Source organism: Catellatospora tritici (genome assembly GCF_019083965.1).
Classification (GTDB): domain Bacteria; phylum Actinomycetota; class Actinomycetes; order Mycobacteriales; family Micromonosporaceae; genus Catellatospora; species Catellatospora tritici.
The window spans coordinates 105304-125422 of sequence record NZ_JAHRCY010000006.1; the positions used below are offsets into that span (position 1 = coordinate 105304).

18 protein-coding genes and 1 pseudogene are annotated in these 20119 nt (G+C 71.6%); 12 read left to right on the forward strand and 7 right to left on the reverse strand.

The window, feature by feature from the left end; translation table 11 throughout:
- The first annotated feature begins 134 nt into the window (after positions 1-134).
- On the forward strand, positions 135-1856 hold the full coding sequence (locus KUA19_RS15240) for a DEAD/DEAH box helicase (protein ID WP_217396651.1): 1722 nt from the start codon (positions 135-137) through the stop codon (positions 1854-1856).
- A 269-nt stretch (positions 1857-2125) separates the two neighbouring features.
- On the opposite strand, the gene KUA19_RS15245 is transcribed toward KUA19_RS15240, so the two are convergent.
- Positions 2126-2359 carry a DUF7455 domain-containing protein gene (locus KUA19_RS15245; protein WP_217396652.1) on the reverse strand — a complete coding sequence of 78 codons (234 nt, stop codon included), beginning with the start codon at positions 2357-2359 and terminating at the stop codon, positions 2126-2128.
- A gap of 393 nt (positions 2360-2752) precedes the next feature.
- Positions 2753-4468, reverse strand: coding sequence for an RNA polymerase sigma factor (locus tag KUA19_RS15250; RefSeq protein ID WP_308167458.1), 1716 nt, complete (start codon positions 4466-4468; stop codon positions 2753-2755).
- 239 nt (positions 4469-4707) lie between these two features.
- Between KUA19_RS15250 and KUA19_RS15255 the strand changes: the two genes are divergently transcribed.
- Positions 4708-5505 carry an inositol monophosphatase family protein gene (locus tag KUA19_RS15255; protein ID WP_217396653.1) on the forward strand — a complete coding sequence of 266 codons (798 nt, stop codon included), beginning with the start codon at positions 4708-4710 and terminating at the stop codon, positions 5503-5505.
- 72 nt (positions 5506-5577) lie between these two features.
- Here the strand turns inward: KUA19_RS15255 and KUA19_RS15260 are convergent, their stop codons facing one another.
- Positions 5578-6102 (reverse strand): LytR C-terminal domain-containing protein, encoded by a 525-nt coding sequence (locus KUA19_RS15260; RefSeq protein ID WP_254549433.1) that lies wholly within the window; start codon positions 6100-6102, stop codon positions 5578-5580.
- Between the two features lie 351 nt (positions 6103-6453).
- Between KUA19_RS15260 and KUA19_RS15265 the strand changes: the two genes are divergently transcribed.
- Both KUA19_RS15265 and KUA19_RS15270 read left to right on the forward strand, forming a co-directional pair.
- The gene (locus KUA19_RS15265) at positions 6454-6750 is read left to right on the forward strand and encodes a DUF4193 domain-containing protein (RefSeq protein ID WP_212832865.1); all 297 of its coding nucleotides are present in this window, start codon (positions 6454-6456) and stop codon (positions 6748-6750) included.
- A 173-nt stretch (positions 6751-6923) separates the two neighbouring features.
- Positions 6924-7748: a hypothetical protein gene (locus KUA19_RS15270; RefSeq protein ID WP_254549435.1), complete on the forward strand. Its 825-nt coding sequence runs from the start codon at positions 6924-6926 to the stop codon at positions 7746-7748.
- Here the strand turns inward: KUA19_RS15270 and KUA19_RS15275 are convergent.
- Complete coding sequence (locus KUA19_RS15275; protein WP_308167459.1) at positions 7745-8269, reverse strand: DUF3093 domain-containing protein; 525 nt, start codon at positions 8267-8269, stop codon at positions 7745-7747. The two genes, KUA19_RS15270 and KUA19_RS15275, sit on opposite strands and share 4 nt — an antisense overlap.
- Before the next feature lie 127 nt (positions 8270-8396).
- Here KUA19_RS15275 and dut point away from each other — a divergent pair, with 127 nt between their 5' ends.
- The 4 genes and pseudogenes from dut (at position 8397) to KUA19_RS15295 (ending at position 11113) form a co-directional block, all read left to right on the forward strand.
- The gene (gene dut / locus KUA19_RS15280) at positions 8397-8852 is read left to right on the forward strand and encodes a dUTP diphosphatase (RefSeq protein ID WP_217396656.1); all 456 of its coding nucleotides are present in this window, start codon (positions 8397-8399) and stop codon (positions 8850-8852) included.
- An 8-nt stretch (positions 8853-8860) separates the two neighbouring features.
- Positions 8861-9592, forward strand: a pseudogene (locus KUA19_RS42820) (DUF3710 domain-containing protein); the annotation flags it as partial.
- Positions 9593-10034: 442 nt separating this feature from the next.
- Positions 10035-10424 (forward strand): OB-fold nucleic acid binding domain-containing protein, encoded by a 390-nt coding sequence (locus KUA19_RS15290; RefSeq protein ID WP_217396657.1) that lies wholly within the window; start codon positions 10035-10037, stop codon positions 10422-10424.
- Complete coding sequence (locus KUA19_RS15295) at positions 10421-11113, forward strand: DUF3159 domain-containing protein (protein WP_217396658.1); 693 nt, start codon at positions 10421-10423, stop codon at positions 11111-11113. Before KUA19_RS15290 ends, KUA19_RS15295 begins: the two co-directional genes overlap by 4 nt.
- 72 nt (positions 11114-11185) lie before the next feature.
- Here KUA19_RS15295 and KUA19_RS15300 read toward each other — a convergent pair whose 3' ends face one another.
- The 3 genes from KUA19_RS15300 to KUA19_RS15310 form a co-directional block, all read right to left on the reverse strand.
- Entirely contained in the window at positions 11186-11713 is a 528-nt protein-coding gene (locus tag KUA19_RS15300) for a hypothetical protein (protein ID WP_217396659.1), read from the reverse strand.
- A 142-nt stretch (positions 11714-11855) separates the two neighbouring features.
- Positions 11856-12548 (reverse strand): potassium channel family protein, encoded by a 693-nt coding sequence (locus tag KUA19_RS15305; protein WP_217396660.1) that lies wholly within the window; start codon positions 12546-12548, stop codon positions 11856-11858.
- Between the two features lie 13 nt (positions 12549-12561).
- Complete coding sequence (locus KUA19_RS15310; RefSeq protein WP_217396661.1) at positions 12562-13227, reverse strand: potassium channel family protein; 666 nt, start codon at positions 13225-13227, stop codon at positions 12562-12564.
- A 108-nt stretch (positions 13228-13335) separates the two neighbouring features.
- On the opposite strand from KUA19_RS15310, the gene KUA19_RS15315 reads away from it, so the two are divergent.
- The 4 genes from KUA19_RS15315 to KUA19_RS15330 all read left to right on the forward strand — a co-directional run bounded on the left by KUA19_RS15315 (position 13336) and on the right by KUA19_RS15330 (position 20086).
- Entirely contained in the window at positions 13336-15357 is a 2022-nt protein-coding gene (locus KUA19_RS15315) for an APC family permease (protein WP_217396662.1), read from the forward strand.
- Positions 15350-16576: a class I SAM-dependent RNA methyltransferase gene (locus KUA19_RS15320; protein WP_217396663.1), complete on the forward strand. Its 1227-nt coding sequence runs from the start codon at positions 15350-15352 to the stop codon at positions 16574-16576. Before KUA19_RS15315 ends, KUA19_RS15320 begins: the two co-directional genes overlap by 8 nt.
- A 92-nt stretch (positions 16577-16668) precedes the next feature.
- Positions 16669-18606 (forward strand): 1-deoxy-D-xylulose-5-phosphate synthase, encoded by a 1938-nt coding sequence (dxs, locus tag KUA19_RS15325; RefSeq protein WP_217396664.1) that lies wholly within the window; start codon positions 16669-16671, stop codon positions 18604-18606.
- Positions 18607-18727: 121 nt separating this feature from the next.
- Positions 18728-20086: a PQQ-binding-like beta-propeller repeat protein gene (locus KUA19_RS15330; RefSeq protein ID WP_217396665.1), complete on the forward strand. Its 1359-nt coding sequence runs from the start codon at positions 18728-18730 to the stop codon at positions 20084-20086.
- The last annotated feature ends 33 nt before the right edge of the window (positions 20087-20119 follow it).

Here is a 20119-nt window from a genome sequence, read left to right on the forward strand (position 1 = left end):
TCGGCGGACAGCTTCGGGACTGCCCGGGTGCCGCCCGGGGGCGCAACCATGGTCAGTCTGCCGGCGCGCCGAGTGCGGGGCGTCGCGGCGAGCCGTGTTCGACTTCCGATGCCGAGCCCCCAGGAGGCCGTCGCGTGGCGCCGCCCCGCCCTGTACCCGAGTCGTTCCCGGCGCTGCGTGACTGGCAGCGCAAGGCACTGGTCGAATACCTGCGCCGGCGTAGCTCCGACTTCCTGGCGGTCGCGACGCCCGGCGCCGGCAAGACCACGTTCGCGCTGCGCATCGCGGCCGAGCTGCTGGCCGACGGCACCGTCGACGCGGTGACGGTGGTCGCCCCGACCGAGCACCTGAAGCTGCAGTGGGCGCAGGCGGCGGCGCGGGTGGGCATCCAGCTCGACTGCGCCTTCCGCAACGCCGACGTGTACAGCGGGGCCGACTTCCACGGCGTCGTGGTGACGTACGCGCAGGTGGGGATGGCGCCGCACGTGCACCTGCGGCGCACCCTGACCCGCAAGACGCTGGTCATCCTGGATGAGATCCATCACGCGGGCGACTCGCGCAGCTGGGGCGACGGCGTGAAGTCGGCGTTCGAGCCCGCGGTGCGGCGGTTGATGCTGACCGGGACCCCGTTCCGGTCGGATGAGAACCCGATCCCGTTCGTGACGTACGAGAGCGTCGGGGAGGTGCAGCGCTCCCGCGCCGACTCCGTGTACGGCTACTCCGACGCGCTGGCCGACGGGGTCGTCCGCCCGGTCATCTTCCTGGCGTACTCGGGGGAGACCCGGTGGCGCACCAGCGCGGGTGACGAGCTGGCGGTGCGGCTGGGCGAGCCGCTGACCCAGGACCTGATCGCGCAGGCGTGGCGCACCGCGCTGGACCCGGGCGGCGACTGGATGCCGCAGGTGCTGCGGGCGGCCGACGCGCGGCTGCAGGTGCTGCGCGACGGCGGCATCGGCGACGCGGGCGGGCTGGTGATCGCGTCGGACCAGCAGACGGCTCGGGCGTACGCGAAGCTGCTGGAGGCCATCAGCGGCGAGAAGGCCGTGGTGGTCCTCTCCGACGACGCGGGCGCCTCCGCCAAGATCGGCGAGTTCGCCCGCTCGCAGCAGCGCTGGATGGTCGCGGTCCGGATGGTGTCCGAGGGCGTCGACATCCCGCGCCTGGCCGTGGGCGTCTACGCCACCAGCGCCTCCACGCCGCTGTTCTTCGCCCAGGCCATCGGCCGGTTCGTGCGCGCGCGGCGCCCGGGGGAGACCGCGAGTGTGTTCCTGCCCAGCGTGCCGCAGCTGCTGGGCCTGGCCAGTGAGATGGAGCTGGCCCGTGACCACGTGCTGGGCGGCCCGAAGGTCAAGGAGGACGGCCTCGACGACGAGCTGCTGGCCCGTGCGAACGAGTCGGAGCAGGCCAGCGGCGAGCTGACCAAGAGGTTCGAGGCCCTGTCGGCGACCGCCGAACTGGACCAGGTGATCTTCGACGGGGCGACGTTCGGGCTGCCGGCCCAGGCGGGCACCCCCGAGGAGGAGGACTTCCTGGGCCTGCCCGGGTTGCTCAGCGCCGACCAGGTGTCCGCGCTGCTGACCAAGCGCCAGGCCGAGCAGGCCGCCGCGGTGCGCCGTAACCGAGCCCAGGCGCCCGCTCAGGCCGAGCGCGAGCCCGTGCGGGACATGTCCGCCGCCGAGCGCCGCATCCACCTGCGTCGCCAGCTCAACGCCCTGGTCGCCGCACACCACCACCGCACCGGTCTGCCGCACGGAAAGATCCATTCTGAGCTGCGGACCAAGTGTGGCGGCCCGCCCAGCGCCCAGGCCACCATTGAGCAGCTGGAAGAACGCATCGCCACGATCCAGAGCTTCTGAGCCTCGCAGGCTCGGTTCTGAGTCCGACCACCGACAGGCTTCCGTCCGCCAGTGGTTGCCGTAAAGGAGCGTGACATCGCGCAGCGATGTAGCGACGCGCGGCTGCCACTGGCTTCCGGGACGGAAGCCCGCGGCCGCGGAGGCGGCCGCCGGCAACACAGCCACTGGCTTCCGGGACGGAAGCCCGCGGCCGCGGAGGCGGCCGCCGGCAACACAGCACAAAAGAGGTGCCGCTGGGTGCGGCACCTCTTTTGGTAAGCCTGTAGTGGTTACTTCGCCATCAGGTCGGCGCCCCGCCACGTGAACTCGGGGTCGGCCGCCACGTCGACGGCGATCTTGATTAGGTCCTCGGCGTACTTGTTGGCGTGGTGTCCGCAGAACACCAGCTCGCCCCCACCGGCCAGCTTCACCCGCAATTTGCCCGCCGCGTTGCAGCGGTCGCACCGTTCATCGGCGGCTGGGGCAGCCACCGTTTCCGGCGGCGGCGTGAGGGTCTGGGTCATCGCCTTCCTCCTCTGGTCGTCACCGATGTTGACATCCATCGTGCCGGAGAGTCCAGCGTTGCTGAACCCGCCGTTGTCATTCAGCTCGTTACCCACGAAGACCTCAACACCGACTGTGTCGGGGGCCTTCCCGGATGGGCCTCGGGGGGACCGGGGTCACATCCGGTGGGCGGTGGAGCCTACCTGGTCAGACGACCATCGGGGTGATGAGCGCCTCCTGGACAGTGTGCCGTCCCCCCAGAGTGCCACGTCAACGCATCCGCGTCGAACAGAAACCATGGGCCTAGGCGCATCTGTACGCAAGGTGACCGAGTCTGTACGTTCGGTGGATACCAAATGCCCGAATTGGGCGACTTGGAAGTCCGCTACGCGACCACCCACGGGCGATATGACCTAGTCGAGGTAGTCCCGCAGCACCTGCGAACGCGACGGGTGGCGCAGCTTCGACATGGTCTTCGACTCGATCTGACGGATGCGCTCGCGGGTGACCCCGTACACCTGGCCGATCTCGTCTAAAGTCCGCGGCTGACCGTCGGTCAGGCCGAAGCGCAGCCGGACCACGCCCGCCTCGCGCTCGCTCAGCGTCTGCAGCACCTGCTGGAGCTGGTCCTGCAGCAGCGAGAACGAGACCGCGTCGACGGCCACGACCGCCTCGGAGTCCTCGATGAAGTCGCCGAGCTGGCTGTCGCCCTCGTCGCCGATGGTCTGGTCCAGCGAGATGGGCTCCCGGGCGTACTGCTGGATCTCCAGCACCTTCTCCGGAGTGATGTCCATCTCCTTGGCCAGCTCCTCCGGGGTGGGCTCGCGGCCCAGGTCCTGGAGCAGCTCACGCTGTATGCGGCCGAGCTTGTTGATGACCTCGACCATGTGCACCGGGATGCGGATGGTGCGGGCCTGGTCGGCCATGGCGCGGGTGATGGCCTGCCGGATCCACCAGGTGGCGTACGTGGAGAACTTGTAGCCCTTGGTGTAGTCGAACTTCTCGACGGCGCGGATCAGACCGAGGTTGCCCTCCTGGATCAGGTCCAGGAACGCCATGCCGCGGCCGGTGTAGCGCTTGGCCAACGAGACCACGAGTCGGAGGTTGGCCTCCAGCAGGTGGTTCTTGGCCCGCTCGCCGTCGCGGGAGACCCACAGCAGGTCCCGCTGCATATCGCGGGTGAGCTGCAGGCCCTCCTCCTCGGCCTGGCGCAGCCGCTCGGCGGCGTACAGCCCGGCCTCGATGCGCTTGGCGAGCTCGACCTCCTGCTCGGCGTTGAGCAGCGGCACCTTGCCGATCTGCTTCAGGTACGCCCGGACGGAGTCGGCGGAGGCGGTCAGCTCGGCGTCCTTGCGGGCCTGCTTGAGGGCCTCGGACTCCTCGGCGTCCCACTCGAAGTCGTCGGCGGTGGCGGCGTCGGCCTCGGCGGCCTGCACCATCTCGACCGGCTCGTCGACCACCACGTCCTCGAGGTCGGCGGCCAGGTCCTCGACCGTGAGGTCGACGCCGTCGGGCTCGTCGCCCTCGCCCTCACCCTTGGGCTTGGCGGCCTTGGCCGGGGCGGCCTTGTCGGCTGTCTTCTTCTCGACAGCCTTCTTCGCGGCCGGGGCGGCCTTCTTCGTCGCCGCGGCCTTGGCGGCCTTGGCCGCGGGCTTGGCCGCGTCGTCGTCACCGTCGGCGGCCTTGGCGGGGGCGGCCTTGGTGGCGACCTTCACCGGAGCGGCCTTGGCGACAGCCTTGGGCGCCAGCTTGACGGGCGTCGCCTCCGCGCCGTCGAGGTCGGCGGCCTGGCCAGGAGCCTGCTGGGGCGCGGACTGCTTGGGTGCGGCGGGCTTGGGCGGGGCGGGCTTGGGCGCGGCCTTGGCCGTGGTCGCCTTCGACGCCGGCGTGGCGGCGCGGGCGGCGGCGACCTTGCGGCGGCCGTTGGCCGAGTCGTCGACCTCGACCGTCACCCCCGCCTCCAGCAGCGCGCGGAGCAGCTTCTTGGCCTGGGCGGGCGTGACGTCGGCGGCCTCGACGGTGCGCGCCACGTCCGCAGGCGTGAGCCGACCGCCGCTGCCGGAGGCTTGGGCGATCAGCATGTCGGTGAGCGAGCGAACGTCGGCGCTGATCTGGCGGGCTTCAGTCACGGACGACCTTCCGGAGGCGAGGATCGAGCAGAGTCTGCGGCCGACCGCCGGTGGCGCGGATCGCGTCCCGGTGGGGTCAGCCAGTGTGATGTGTGAATGCGCCCCGCGCTGTCGGCACGTGGCAGGCGTGAATTGTAGCGCCGTACTCGGCGATCATCTCGATGCGCACGCCGGATGAGGTCCCGCGGCCCGGCCGGGTCGCTTGGCAGGATGGCACCGGGTTGCCGGAGAGGACGGTCATGAACGAACTGGAACTGCTGGACATCGCCGTACAGGTGGCCGCGGACGCGGCCGCTACGGCCGTCCGGATGCGGGCCGAGGCCATCACGCAGGTGGGCACGAAATCGACCATCACCGACGTGGTCACGGCTGCGGACCGGGCGGTCGAGCAACAGGTGGTCGCCGCGCTGGCGGCGCGACGCCCAGGTGACACAGTACTCGGTGAGGAGTTCGGCGGCGCGTCCGTTTCCGCCGGGGGTGTGCGCTGGGTCGTCGACCCGATCGACGGCACGGTGAACTACCTCTACGGGCTGCCGCAGTACGCGGTGTCGATCGCGGCGGAGGCGGACGGGCAGATCGTGGCCGGGGTGGTGCACAACGCGGCCACCGGGAAGGTGTGGACCGCCGCGCTAGGGCACGGGGCGTGGCACGAGGGGCGGCGCCTGAGCGGTTCGACCGCGACCGAGCTGGCCGTCTCGCTGGTCGGCACGGGCTTCGCGTACGCCAAGGAGCGGCGTGCGCACCAGGCCGGGGTGGTGGCGCGGCTGCTACCGCAGATCCGTGACATCCGGCGGCTGGGCGCGGCGGCGCTGGACCTGTGCGCGGTGGCCGAGGGCCAGCTCGACGCGTACTACGAGAAGGGCCTGGCCGAGTGGGACCTGGCCGCGGGCGGCCTGATCGCCCGCGAGGCGGGCCTGATGGTCACCGGGCTGTCCGGCCGACCGGCGGGGCCGCAGATGGCCCTGGCGGCGCCTGTGGCGCTGCACAAGGCACTGCACGACGTCCTGGTCGAGCTGGACGCCGACGGCGGCCCGTAGCCGCCGCGAACGGAAAGGCCCCGGCCGACCGTCGCCGGTCGACCGGGGCCTGCCGCGTCAGCGCGGTTCAGTTCACTTCGTCTCGGCGCAGGTGCCGTCCGGGGCCTCGGGGTTGCCCAGCTGGGCGACTGCCTGCCGCATCTCCGTCGGCGTGGCGAGCTGGCGGTAGCCACCACCGATGACCACGTCGATGATGTCGTCCTCGCGGTGGATATCGAACTGGTTCTCGGCGTCGTCCAGGAAGTACGCTCGCAGCAACTGCGCCGCGCCTACCGCCTTCGGCCCGTAGCGGAGCACCGCCACGGTGTCGGGGAGCTTCTTCTTCTCGTCGCCGACCTTCTTGACCTTGAACTTGCGGTTGGTGAAGTCCGACGCGACATTCGTGGCCAGATTGGGAGTGTTCGTGGCGTTGAAGACGTTGATGTTCACGTCGCTCTCGGCCTCGGGCAGCTTGAGGTTGGCAGGCACATACCCGCTGGGGCAGCGCTGCACCGCGGGGGGCTCGCTCTGCGTGTCACGGGTGAGTGTGACCACCGCCAGGACGATGCCGATGATCGCCAGAGTGCTGACGATGGCGATCGCCCGAATTCGTGCCATTTGCATCTCGTGCGCTCCCCGTGAGCTGGAGTCGGTCAGCCGCCACAATTGACGGCATGGGCCAGAGGTTATCGGTTGACCGGCCCGGTAGGGGCCACGACCCGACAGACGGCCGGAATTGGCCGGACGTTCCCGGCGCGCCGACCGTGATCGGCGACCGGCTGCCCCTACCTTGGTGACGCCTGAACCAACGGTCGGACATGGCTGTCGGCTCAGTCACATCGGGAACAACTTCGCGTGCGAGAGCGTACAAATCCCACACGGGCGCGCTAGAGTACCGCGCTCGTTGGGAACACGGATACGTCGACGTACGCCGACGGTAACAACACTGATTTGGGAGTGTGACAATCGATGGCCACCGACTACGACGCCCCGCGCCGTGACGAGGCCGATCTCGGCGAGGACAGCCTTGAGGAACTCAAGGCGCGGCGAGTCGACTCACAGTCGGGCAGCGTTGACGTGGATGAAGTCGATCTCGCGGAGGCGTTCGAGCTTCCTGGCGGCGACCTCGCCGACGAGGAGCTGACCGTGAAGGTCGTGCCCATGCAGGCTGACGAGTTTCGCTGCTCGCGCTGCTTCCTCGTGCATCACCGCAGCCAGCTGGCCGGTGAGCGTAACGGCGAGCCCATCTGCCGGGAGTGTGCCTGACGCAGATGCCCGCCAGGGCTTGACGCGGTGGGGTGAGATGGCGCAGAACATCAGGGGGCATGGCTGAGGGGGGCACGCCGCCGCGACACGCGGCGTGCCGAACGATCTGCCAGCCCCCGCTGCCTGTGGCCTAGTGGCCGCCGGCGCCGTCTCAGCTGACAGGAGAGCGCGCCATGACCACCAGCCCCGAAGTACCGGTGCCCGACGAGCCGTCCCCGTCGGGCACTGCCGTTCCTGACGGCAAGGCAGTGGCCCAGCCCGACGCGCTGGCCGTCGCGGTGGCCGGGCTCGCCGAGGGCGAGCTGGACAAGGCCGGACGTCGCAAGCTGCTGGGCCGCCTGCTGGTCGGCCTGAAGGAGCGGGGCGTCAAAGAGGTCTTCATGCCGCGCAAGGCGATCAACTGGATCACCGAGGCGGTGGGCGACATCGCCCCGCACATCCCGATCCGGGATCTGCAGACGCTGCGGCGGCACTACCCCGGCCTCGACGACGAGGCGCTGGCGGAGCGGCTGATCCGCAACGCGGCGCGGTCCGCCGCGGGCATCGGAGCGGTCGGCGGCGGTGTGGCCGCCGTGGAGTGGGCAGCGCCGCCCGCCCTGCTCAGCACCCCGGTGCTGCTGGCGACCGAGACGGTCGCCGTGGTCGGGATCGAACTCAAACTCATCGGCGAACTGCACGAGGTCTACGGGCAGCCGGTGGTGGGCGGCGGCGGCCAGCGCGCGATCAACCTGCTCCAGGCCTGGGCCAGCCATCGCGGCATCAACCCGATGGTGCCCGCCGGGGCCACCGCGATCGTGCTCGGCACCGCGACCCGCAAGCAGCTGCGCGACATGATCCTCAAGCGGTTCGGGCGCAACCTGACCACGCTGGGGCCGCTGTTCACCGGCGCGGCCATCGCCAGCTACCTCAACCGCAAGGCCACCCGCAGGCTCGGCGACGACCTGCGCCGCGACCTACGTCACCGCCGCCAGCAGCCCCCGCAGCTGCCCCACGCCTAGCGGACGGCTGCCGTCGCCTCGTTCAACGCACGGGCCAGGGCTTCGGGGTGGCGGGTGCTGATCACCCAGTAGGGCGTGATGTCGTCGGGGTCGTCCAGGACCACCTGGACCGCCCCGGCGATCCAGGGGCGCTGCACCACGAAGGCCAGCGGATCGGCGCTGGGGCCGAGCAGCTCGCGCCGGGTGTCGGCGTCCAGGGGGATGGTGCGGGAGACCACCCGCAGGGGCAGGCGCGCGTCGTCGACCTGGAGCTCGGTGTCGGTCACCGCGACCCGGATGCGGCCCAGCCGCCACAGTCCGGCCGCGGCCAGCGGCAGCAGCACCGCGTACGGCACCCAGCTGCGCAGCCCGGGGGCGCCCAAACCGATCTCGGCGCCGAGAATGGCCGTGACCAGCACCGCTGTCGGCCACATCCACAACGGCACCGTCAGCCGCTCGGTGTGCCGGGGCGCAGGCCGTGCCGCGCCGACCCCCGTCGCCGTTGTGCCTGAGGACGCCGTGCCGCCGCCTGGATGTGTCACAACGTCGAGGGTAGGTCCCCGCGGGCCCGCCCGGCGCGGCAGGATGGACGTGAAGAGACGCAGCTCCCTTGGCGGGGCGGCGTCGTAATGACTCCCCCCGGAGGTCTGACCGTTGTACCCGACTGCGATGCCCGCTGCGCCGGGCGAGCCTGTCGTGATCCCGATCCGGCGGCTGGACCCCCAGGTGCCGATGCCGTCGTACGCCCACCCGGGTGACGCCGGCGCCGACCTGTACGCGGCCGAGGACGCCGTGATCGCCCCGGGCGAGCGCCGCCTGGTGCGTACCGGGGTGGCGGTGGCCATCCCGGACGGATTCGTGGGACTGGTGCACCCGCGCTCGGGTCTGGCGACCAAACTGGGAGTGACTGTGCTCAACGCGCCCGGCACCGTGGACGCGGGCTACCGGGGCGAGATCCTGGTGAACCTGATCAACCACGACCGGACGAACGAGGCGAAGATCGTGCGAGGCGACCGCATCGCGCAACTTGTCGTGCAGCGGGTGGAGCGGGCACACTTCCACGACGTCGCCGAGCTGCCGGACTCCGAACGGGGGACCGGCGGGCACGGTTCGACCGGGAACTAGGAGGAACAGTGATCTTCTCGCGACGACGTGCCGCCACAGGTGGCCGGCACGCCAAGGCCGAGGAGCCGCGTTTCGAGGACGCCCGCGCCGCCCGGCGCGCCGCGCTGCTCGGCGAGGACTATCAGCCCGACGAGCCGAAGGCGCCCAGGGGCGCCGGTGCCGCCGAGGACTCCCCGCTCCGTGGTTCGATCTTCGGCGACGACGGCCCGTACGACCAGTACGACGACGTGCCCGACGCGGCACGGCTGGACCTGGGCAGTCTCCAGGTGCCCGCCGTGGACGGCGTCGAGATCCGGGTGCAGGCCGGTGAGCAGGGGGCGATCGGCCAGATCGCGCTCGTGCACGGCCCCAGCGCGCTGCAGCTCGGCGTGTTCGCCGCGCCGCGGACCGAGGGCATCTGGGACGAGGTGCGGGAGGAGATCCGCCGCTCGCTGTTCGCCGACGGGGTCGGCGCCGAGGAGGCCCCGGGTCACTGGGGCACCGAGCTGCGGGCCCGCATCCGTACCCCGGATGGCTTCAACGACCTGCGGTTCGTCGGGGTGGACGGGCCGCGCTGGATGGTCCGTGCGGTGTTCCAGGGCCCGGCCGCGCAGGATCTGCGCCAGGCCGGTCCGCTGCTGCAGTGCCTGACCGGTCTGGTCGTGCACCGCGACGACCAGGCCCGCCCGGTGCGCGAGGCGCTGCCGTTGCGGCTGCCCCAGCACCTGGCCCAGCAGGCCGCCGCGGCGCAGGCCGCGCAGGCGGCCCAGGGCGCTGTGGGCGACGACGAGGTCGCGTTCGAGCAGGCCCGGCAGGAGCAGTCGCGCCAGGAGCAGGAGGCCCAGGCCCGCTACGAGCGGTACGAGTCGTCGCGCTCCGAGCTGGTGCCCGGCCGGGTGCCGCCGCCGCCCGCGCCCACCCCGTTCGGCTCCATCGCGCCCACCGGGCAGCCCGCCCCGGGCGCCGCGTCCGGTGGGGACGTGCCGCGGCGCAAGCCCTCCCCGCGCCCGCGCCGCGACTGAACCCTCAGTAGCCGAACTCACACCCTCGGTGCGCCGCTGCTCAACGCGGCGCACCGAGCGCGCTCGTGCCTTCCGGCGTACGCTGCTGCGGGGCTCGCCGGTCGGCCCCCCGCCGCGAAGTAGGCTGGTGGGTACGAATCCGCCGGGCCCCACCCCGGCGGGGAGGGAATGAGAGCAGGTCATGTCGACCGACGAACCACGACAACGTCCGCGCGGCCTGCGAGGGATGCTCCACCGCCTCACCGCCTCCGACCAGGAGCTGGAGTCCGAGGAGCTGCGTCGCGACAGCGAGCGGGCCGGCTGCGTCTGCGCCGACACCGTAGGTCGCGGCGACCTCGTCAACGTCACGGGCCGCCTGCGCACCGTCGTGTACACCCCGCGCACCAATCTGCCCACACTCGAGGCCGACCTCTACGACGGCACCGACCTGATCACGCTGGTCTTCCTCGGCCGACGGCACATCAACGGCATCGAACCCGGCCGGGGTGTGCACGTGCGTGGCCGGGTGGCCCTGCGGGACGGACGCAAGGTCATCTTCAATCCGTACTACGAGCTGGAAGCGGCGGCATGAGCGAACGCAATCGATACCAGGTCGAGACGGACGAGCAGGAGCAGGAGCTGCCGCCGTTCGCGGTGCAGATGGCGCAGCAGCTCGGCGGTTGGCGGGGTCTGTTCGAGTCCAGCATCCCGGTGATCGTGTTCGTGCTGGCGAACGTGCTGCTGGGGCTGAAGTGGCCGACGGGTCAGCTGGCGCTCAAGTGGGCGGTCGGGGCCGCCGTGGCCACCGCGCTTGGCATCGCCGTGATCCGGCTGGCGCAGCGGCGTCCGGTGCGGCACGCCATCAACGGACTGTTCGGCATCGCGCTGGGCGCGTGGCTGGCCTGGAACTCCGGTGACGCCCGCGACTTCTACCTGCCCGGCATCATCCTCAGCGTGGTGTACGGCGTCGCGATGATCGCCTCGATCGCGTTGCGGCAACCGCTGGTCGGCTGGATCTGGACCGTGGTGGCCAACGGCGGCCTCAGCGACTGGCGTGAGGACCAGCGCATGGTGCGCACGTTCAGTTGGCTCACCGGGCTGTGGGCGGCGATCTACCTGCTCAAGGCGGCCGTGCAGAGCCTGCTCTACCTCGCCGACCAGGCGACCGCGCTGGGCGTGGCCCGCATCGTGCTCGGCTATCCGCCATACGCGCTGCTGCTGGCCGTCAGCATCTGGGCGGTCCGCCGGGTCCGCCGCGACCAGGCGGCCCTGCCGGCCTGACCCGCACCCACCCGCGACGAGCAGGGCCCGTGCTTCGGCACGGGCCCTGCTGTCGTCTCGGTTGAGGTGTGCTCAGCGGTTGCAGATGCCGAGCACCGCCCGCTCGCCGGCGCGCGCGTCGTCCGACACCCGGGCCTCGGCCACCTTCGCGCCGTCACTGCCGGCCGCCTCGAGTGCCGCGATCCCGGCGGTACGGGCCTGGACCAGTGCGTCGATGGCGGCGAGCAGCTCAGAGTCCTTGGTCTGCCCGGCGGCCTTGGTCAGCGCGGTGCGGTTCTCGGCGAAGGACTTCTTCAGCGCGGCGGCTGCCTCCTTGGCCTCGGCCGCCGTCGACGTCTCGTCGACCAGCAGCACGGTGGCGGGCATGTCGAACATCGCCCGGTTGGCCGCCTTGATGGTGGTGCAGGCCGCGGTGACGTCCCCCGTGACCTGGGCCGCGGCGGAGGTGGCGGCCGCCGCCGTGGGGCTGGCCGCGGGCGCCGGGGTGGTCGCCGCCGCGGGAGTGGTCGCGGCCGCCTGCGGGGCCGGATCGTCCTGCGCACAGGCGGCCAGGCTCAGCAGTACGAGGCCGAGTGCCGCGACAGGGATGGTGCGCTTCATGGGGTTCTTCCTCCGGATGATCAACTGAAGTCCCGGAGTGTAGAGCCCGCCGTCAAGCACCAGCCCGTGATCGTTGGCCGCGGTCAGCAGGTTGGCCGTGGGCCACCGACGGCGAGGCTGAGCGTAGGGCCGCCGGGCGAGGTCAGCGGCGGCGGGAGCGGGTGCGCTCGACGCTGTCGGCGCCGAGCATGACCGAACGAACCTGCTCCTCGACCTCGACCGTGCAGACGAACACCAGCTCGTCGCCGGCCTCGACCGGGTCGTCGGGGCTGGGGGTGAGCACCCGGCGCCCACGCACGATGGCGACCAGGGCGCTGTCGTGCGGCAGCGGGATGTCACGGACCGGCTGGCCGACGTGCGGCGCGTCCTGCGGCAGGGTGATCTCGACCAGGTTCGCCTCGCCCTGGCGGAACGTCATCAGCCGGACCAGGTCGCCGACGGTGACCGCCTCCTCGACCAGCGCCGCCATCAGGCGCGGCTTGCTGACCGACACGTCGACGCCCCACTGCTCGGTGAACAGCCACTCGTTCTCGGCGCGGTTGACCCGGGCGACCACCCGCGGCACCGCGAACTCGGTCTTGGCCAGCAGCGACACCACCAGGTTGACCTTGTCGTCGCCGGTGGCGGCCACCACCACGTCGCAGGCGGCCAGGTTGACCTCCTGCAGGCTGGACAGCTCGCACGCGTCGGCGAGCACCCAGTCGGCGGCGGGCACCCGCTCCGGGCGCAGCATCCGGGGCTGCCGCTCCAGGAGCATGACCTGGTGGCCGTTCTCGATCAGTTCCTGGGCGATGGAGCGCCCGACGTTGCCGGCACCGGCGATGGCGACACGCATGGTCCTGCTCCTTCTAGGCGGCGGTGGTCGGCGCGGCGGCTGCGATCTTGGTGACCGTACCGGCGATCTCGTCGGTGACCAGCATGAACACCTGGTCCCCGTCCTGCAGCACGGTGGAGTCGGTGGTCAGCGTGCCGAGCCCGAACCGCATGAGGAAGGCGGCCCGGGTGCCGGTCGCCTCCTCCAGCTCCCGCAGCGGGTGCCCGACCCAGGCCGGGTTGATCGGCGTCTCGATGATGGCGACCGTGCTGGTCGGGTCGCGGTACAGCTCGGTGGCGCCCTCGGGCACGAGGTGGCGCACGATCCGGTCCGCGGTCCAGCGCACGGTCGCGACGGTGGGAATGCCCAGTCGCTCGTATACCTCGGCGCGGCGCTGGTCGTAGATGCGGGCGACGACGCGCTGCACGCCGAACGTCTCCCGGGCCAGTCGCGCGGAAATGATGTTGGAGTTGTCGCCGCTGGAGACCGCGGCGAACGCGTCGGCGCGCTCCACCCCGGCCTGGACCAGCACCTCGCGGTCGAAGCCGACCCCGGTGACGGTGGTGCCGGCGAAGTCGGGGGACAGGCGCCGGAACGCGTCGGCGTCCTGATCGATGATCGAGACCGAGTGCCCGCGCGCCTCCAGGCTGTGCGCCAGCGTCGAGCCGACCCGGCCGCATCCCATGATCACAACGTGCACGTCGCCGCCTTTCGAGCCTGCTTCGCCCCCAGCCTGCCATGACCGGAGGGCTCGCGCGACATCAGAGTGCCACGGCGGGAAAGGCGGGCGCGTCGTAGGCTCCCTCCTGTGGCGAGCCCTACCTCCCTGCTGAAGCGACTGCTGCTCGGCAGGCCCTTCCGATCCGACCATATGCAGCACACACTGCTGCCCAAGCGGATCGCCCTGCCCATCTTCGCCTCGGACGCGCTCTCCAGCGTCGCGTACGCGCCCGGCGAGATCCTGCTGACCCTGTCGGTGGCGGGTGCCGCCGCCTACGCGTACTCCCCGTGGGTGGCGTTGGCGGTCGTGGTGGTGATGCTCACCGTGGTCGCGAGCTACCGCCAGAACGTGCACGCGTACCCGTCCGGCGGTGGCGACTACGAGGTCGCCACGGTCAACCTCGGCCCGAAGGCGGGCCTGGGCGTGGCCAGCGCACTGCTGGTCGACTATGTGCTCACCGTGGCCGTGTCGATCTCGTCCGGCGTGGACAGCCTCGGCGACGCGATCCCGCTGATCGGCCAGCACAAGGTGACCTCGGCGGTGCTGCTGATCGCGATCCTGGCCGCGCTCAACCTGCGCGGGCTCAAGGAGTCGGGCCTGCTCTTCGCCATCCCGACCTACCTGTTCATGTTCGCCATCGTGGGGCTGGTGGGCTGGGGCTTCTTCCGCATCCTGGTGCTGGACGAGAACCTGCAGGCCTCCAGCGCGAGCCTGACCATCCTGCCCGAGCACGGCATGAGCGTGGCCACCAGCTTGGCGTTCGGGTTCCTGCTGGTGCGGGCGTTCTCCTCCGGCTGTGCCGCGCTGACCGGCGTCGAGGCGATCTCCAACGGCGTGCCCGCGTTCAAGTCCCCCAAGAGCAAGAACGCCGCCACCACGCTGCTGCTGCTGGGCACCATCTCGATCGCGATGATGCTCGGCATCGTGGCGCTGAGCCTGATGACCGGCCTGCAGTACGTCGAGAGCACGGACCAGATCGTCGGCGCGCCGGCCAATTACAAGCAGCCCACCGTCATCGCGCAGCTCGCCGAGGCGGTCTTCAACCACTTCCCGCCGGGCTTCTACCTGGTCATCGGGGTGACCGCGCTGATCCTGGTGCTCGCGGCGAACACGGCCTTCAACGGCTTCCCGGTGCTGGGCTCGATCCTGGCCCAGGACCGCTACCTGCCCCGCCAGCTGCACACCCGCGGTGACCGGCTGGCCTTCTCCAACGGCATCATGTTCCTGGCCGCGTTCGCGGCGGTGCTGGTCATCGCGTTCCAGGCGCAGACCACGCGGCTGATCCAGCTCTACATCGTGGGCGTGTTCGTGTCGTTCACGCTGTCGCAGATCGGCATGCTGCGGCACTGGAACCGGCTGCTGCGCACCGAGCGCGACCCGGTGGCGCGGCGGCGGATGAACCGCTCGAAGGCGATCAACGGCTTCGGCGCCGTGATGACCGGGTTCGTGCTCATCCTGGTGCTGCTGACCAAGTTCACCCACGGTGCCTGGATCTCGCTGGCGGCGATGGCGGTGATCTATGCGGTGATGGTGGCGATCCGTAAGCACTACGACACGGTGGCCCGGGAGCTGGTGCCGTCGGAGGAGCGGCCGGTGCTGCCCGCGCGCAACCACGCGGTGGTGCTGGTCAGCAAGGTGCACCTGCCGACCATGCGGGCGCTGGCGTACGCCAAGGCGACCCGGCCGGACACGCTGACGGCGCTGACGGTCAACGTCGACACGGCCGACACCCGGGCCATCCAGGCCGAGTGGGAGCGGCGCGGCATCAGTGTGCCGCTGACCGTGGTCGACTCGCCGTACCGAGAGATCTCGCGGCCCATCATCGACTACGTCAAGTCGCTGCGCCGGTCGTCGCCGCGTGACGTGGTCACCGTCTTCATCCCCGAGTACGTCGTCGGGCGCTGGTGGGAGCACCTGCTGCACAACCAGTCCGCGCTGCGGATCAAGGGGCGGCTGCTGTACGAGGCCGGTGTGATGGTCGTCAGCGTGCCCTGGCAGCTCGACTCCACCAGCACCACCAACCTCGACCGGCTCGACCGCAGCCTGGCGCGCACACCGGCTCGCGGCCCCCGCCCGGGGGAGGATGGGTACGTGAAGACGCATGACTGACACCGCTGTCGCCGTCGCGCCCGAGGAGCTGTACGAGGGCGACCGGGTCGAGGTGACCGTCGGGCCGATCGCGCACGGCGGTCACTGCGTGGCCCGGCATGCCGGACAGGTGATCTTCGTCCGGCACGCCCTGCCCGGCGAACGCGTGGTGACCGAGATCACCGAGGTACACAAGGCGTACCTGCGCGGCGACGCGGTCGAGGTGCTGACAGCCTCGCCGGACCGGATCACCCCGCGCTGCCCGTACGCCCATGCGAACGGCTGCGGCGGCTGTGACCTGCAGCACGTGGCCCCGCCCGCGCAGCTGGACTGGAAGGCCGCGGTCGTCCGCGAGCAGCTGGTCCGGTTGGGCAAGCTGGCCGAGGACGAGGTCGCCGCGCTGGACGTGCGGGTGGAGGCGCTGCCGGGCGGCGACGAGGGCTGGCGCACCCGGGTGCGTTACCGCGCCGATGCGGCCGGACGGCCGGGCTTGCTCAAGCACCGCTCCAACGAGGTGGTGGCGATCGACCGCTGCCGGATCGCGCACCCGGACATCCAGGCCCTGGACGTGCTGTCACGCCGCTGGCCGGACACCGACGTCCTGGACGTGGTGCGCCCGGCGGGCGGCCCGGCCCAGTTGGTGCAGGAGCCACCGCAGGAGATCACCGAGCGGGCGGCCGGGCACGATTTCCGGATCTCGGCCGGGGGCTTCTGGCAGGTGCATCCGGCCGCCGCGGACACCCTGGTCCAGGCCGTGCTGGAGCAGCTGGACCCGCGACCGGGCGAGCACGCCTGGGACCTGTACGGCGGCGCCGGGCTGTTCGCCGCCGCGCTGGCCGACCGCGTCGGCGTCACCGGCCACGTGACTCTGGTCGAGTCGGCCCGCGAGGGAGCCGTCGCCGCGCGGGCCAACCTGGCCGGGCAGCCGGTCACCGTGATCACCGCGCCGGTGGAGAAGGCCCTGCACCGCGACCGGCGGCCGCAGCAGCGGCTGCCCCGGCCGGACGTGGTGGTGCTGGACCCGCCCCGCACGGGCGCCGGAGCGGCGGTGGTCCGCGGCGTGATCGGGGCCGGACCGCGCGCGGTGGCGTACGTGGCCTGCGACCCGGCCGCGTTCGCCCGCGACGTGCGCACCTTCCGTGAGGCGGGCTGGCGGCTGGTCCGGCTGCGGGCCTTCGACTGCTTCCCGCAGACCCACCACGTCGAGTGCGTGGCGCTGTTGACTCCCACGCAGGCGTGAAGCTTCTGTGTAGGGGTACCGGAGCATGTGAGACCCGGTGCGGCCTGCCGATAGACTGCCCAGACCATGAGCGAGCGGATTGAGGTGTCGGTGTGAACGAGCGCACGAGCCTGCTGAGCACGGTTCAGGGGCCACAGGACCTGAAGGCCCTGACTCCGGACCAGCTGACGGGGCTGGCGGCCGAGATCCGCGACTTCCTGATCGCCAAGGTGGCGCGCACCGGCGGTCACCTCGGCCCGAACCTCGGTGTGGTAGAGCTCACCCTGGCCATGCACCGGGTGTTCGATTCGCCGGTCGACCGGTTCGTCTTCGACACCGGCCACCAGGCGTACGTACACAAGATCGTCACTGGTCGCCAGGACGGGTTCGACCTGCTGCGCCAGCGCGGCGGCCTGACCGGCTACCCGAGCCAGGCCGAGAGCGAGCACGACCTGGTCGAGAACTGCCACGCCTCGACCGCCCTGTCCTACGCCGACGGCATCGCCAAGGCGTACACGCTGCGCGGTGAGAAGCGCCACGTGGTCGCCGTGGTCGGCGACGGGGCGCTCACGGGCGGCATGTGCTGGGAGGCGCTGAACAACATCGCCGCCACCGACAACCGGCTCGTGATCATCGTGAACGACAACGGGCGCTCGTACGCCCCGACCATCGGCGGCCTGGCCGACCACCTGGCCACGCTGCGCCTGAACCCGGGCTACGAGAAGGTTCTCGACCTGGTCAAGGACGCGCTGGAGAAGACCCCGCTGGTCGGCAAGCCGCTGTTCGACGCCCTGCACGCGGTCAAGAAGGGCATCAAGGACGCCGTCGCGCCGCAGGCGATGTTCGAGGATCTGGGCCTGAAGTACATCGGGCCGGTGGACGGGCACGACCAGGCCGCGCTGGAGTCGGCGCTGGCGCGGGCGAAGAAGTTCAGCGGGCCGGTCATCGTGCACGCGGTCACCGCCAAGGGCTACGGCTACCAGCCGGCCCTGGACGACGAGGCCGACCGGTTCCACGCGCCGGGCGCGTTCGACCCGCAGACCGGCCGCCTGCTGGCCGCGCCGAGCCTCAAGTGGACCAGCGTCTTCGCCGACGAGCTGGTCACCATCGCCGCGCAGCGGCCCGACGTGGTCGGCATCACCGCCGCGATGCCCGAGTCGACCGGCATCGACAAGCTGGCCGCCGCGTTCCCGCAGCGCGCCTTCGACGTCGGCATCGCCGAGCAGCACGCCACCACCTCGGCGGCCGGCCTGGCCCTGGCCGGGCTGCACCCGGTCGTCGCGGTGTACGCCACGTTCCTCAACCGCGCGTTCGACCAGGTGCTGCTCGACGTGGCCCTGCACCGGCTGCCGGTGACGTTCGTGCTGGACCGGGCGGGCATCACCGGCCCCGACGGCCCCAGCCACTACGGCATCTGGGACATGTCGGTGTTCGGCGTGGTCCCCGGCCTGCGGGTGGCCGCGCCGCGCGACGCCGAGACGCTGCGCGAGGAGCTGCGCGAGGCCGTCGAGATCAACGACGGGCCCACCATCGTCCGGTTCCCGACCGGCTCGGTGCCCGCGGCGCTGCCCGCGCTGCGCCGCCTCGGCGGCACCGACGGGCTGGGCGGCGTCGACGTGCTGGCCGAGGCCGAGCGCAAGGACGTGCTGCTGGTGGCCGTGGGCGCGTTCGCGCACCTGGCCGTACAGGTGGCGGGCAAGCTGGCCGAGCGCGGCTTCGGCGTGACCGTGGTCGACCCGCGCTGGGTGCGGCCGGTGCCCGTCGAGATCGTCGGGCTGGCCCGTGAGCACAAGCTCGTGGTCACGATCGAGGACGGCGTGCGCGCGGGCGGCGTCGGCGACGCGGTGTCCAAGCTGCTGCGCGACAACGAGCTGGATGTTCCGGTACGGGACCTGGGCGTGCCCTCGCAGTGGCTGGACCACGGCACCCGCGCGGAGATCCTGGCCGAGATCGGCCTGACCGCGCCGGAGATCACCGAGAAGGTCACCAAGTGGGCCTCGGCCGTCGCGGCCCCGGCCGAGCAGCCGCTGAGCAGCTCGGTTCGCGGCTGATCCGACCGAGCCGTCAGTAGCGCAGGGCCGCCCGGCACCGGGCGGCCCTGCGCTGTCTGCAACCGATCACCCGGGTCGACGCGTCACCTCACGCGAACACATCGTGAGGCGGTGCGGGCGGATGCGACAGCAGGGCGTGGACGGCGGCGGAATCGGCGTCATCGACCTCGGCGACGGCTGGGGCGACGAGGAAGAGGTCAGCCTGCCCGCCAGACCTGGCCTGGGCTGGCGGCGCCGGATCGCACTCGCGGCCACCGCGCTGATCGTGCTGGTCGGCGCCTCGGCGGCGGCCCGGCCGCAGGGTGCGGGGCTGCGGCAGCTCGCGTTGCGGGAGGCGGTCGTCGGCAGCATGACCCTGCTCGGCGCCGACATGGTCGCGGTGCAGAGCCGTGAGGTGATCACCGGCTGGGGTCTGTCCGACGGGGCGCTGCGCTGGCAGGTGCCGGTCAGCGGGGAGATCTACTCCTTCTTCGGCATCGCCGATCTGCTCGTGGTCAGCCAGGGCACGGGCGCACCGGCCGAGCACGAATACCAGTATCCGCCCGTCGAGACCACCGCGTACGACGCGGGCACCGGCAAAGTCCGCTGGTACGCCGACCGGGTGCTGCGCCCCATCCGCGACCGCTGGCTGCTGGCGTACCGCGTACACCCGGACCGCACCGAGGAGGTCGAGGCGCACGACCCCCGCGACTACCGGCTGCTGTGGCGCACACCGCCCTCGCTGACCAGCGCGGTCGACGAGCAGACCGCGACGCTGTGGCGGCTGTCACCCGAGGGCGAACTCGTCGAGCAAGACCTGGCCGACGGCACGGTGCGCCGGTCCACCAAGGTCAAGCTGCCCACGGACCAGCGGGTGAACCTGACGTACGGCGATGACATGGTGGGGCTGGTCAGCTCGGACGACGGCACCGTCAACCCGGACGGCAGCCCGGCCGACCCGCCACTGCCCCGGATCGAGCTGTGGTTCGACCGGGCCACGCTGCGCCCGTCGCCGGCCGGTCCCCGCTGGGCGTGGCAGGTGGACTGCGGCGGCGGCTACACCTGCGCGATGACCGCCGCCGCGGACGGCCCGCGGACCTGGATCATCGATGCCGCGACCGGCAAGCCGATCGTCACCCTGGCCGGCGGCGACCGGGGGTTCCTGCCCAGCGTTGCCGGACCGCTGGCGGTGGGGTTCTCGTCGCTGTGGCTCGGCCCTCGGCTCGACGGGACGTTCGACCCGGACACCGGCGGGGTGCGCCCGGCCTACCGGGACTGGTACGCGGTACAGGACCAGAACGGCTTCGTGTCCTATATGGTCAGACCTGGTCGCGCCGCCGACTCGACGTACCTGGGGGCGCTGCGGTCCGACGGGGAGCTGCGGATGGTCGGCGAGATCCCGTACGAGCTGAAGCAGTGCCTGTCCACCCCGCAGGCGCTGATCTGCAGCACCACCGACGACCGGTTCGGCATCTGGCGTGTCGAGGCCGGCCCGCGGTGACCATGACCGAGACGGTGCCCCGGCACCGGGACC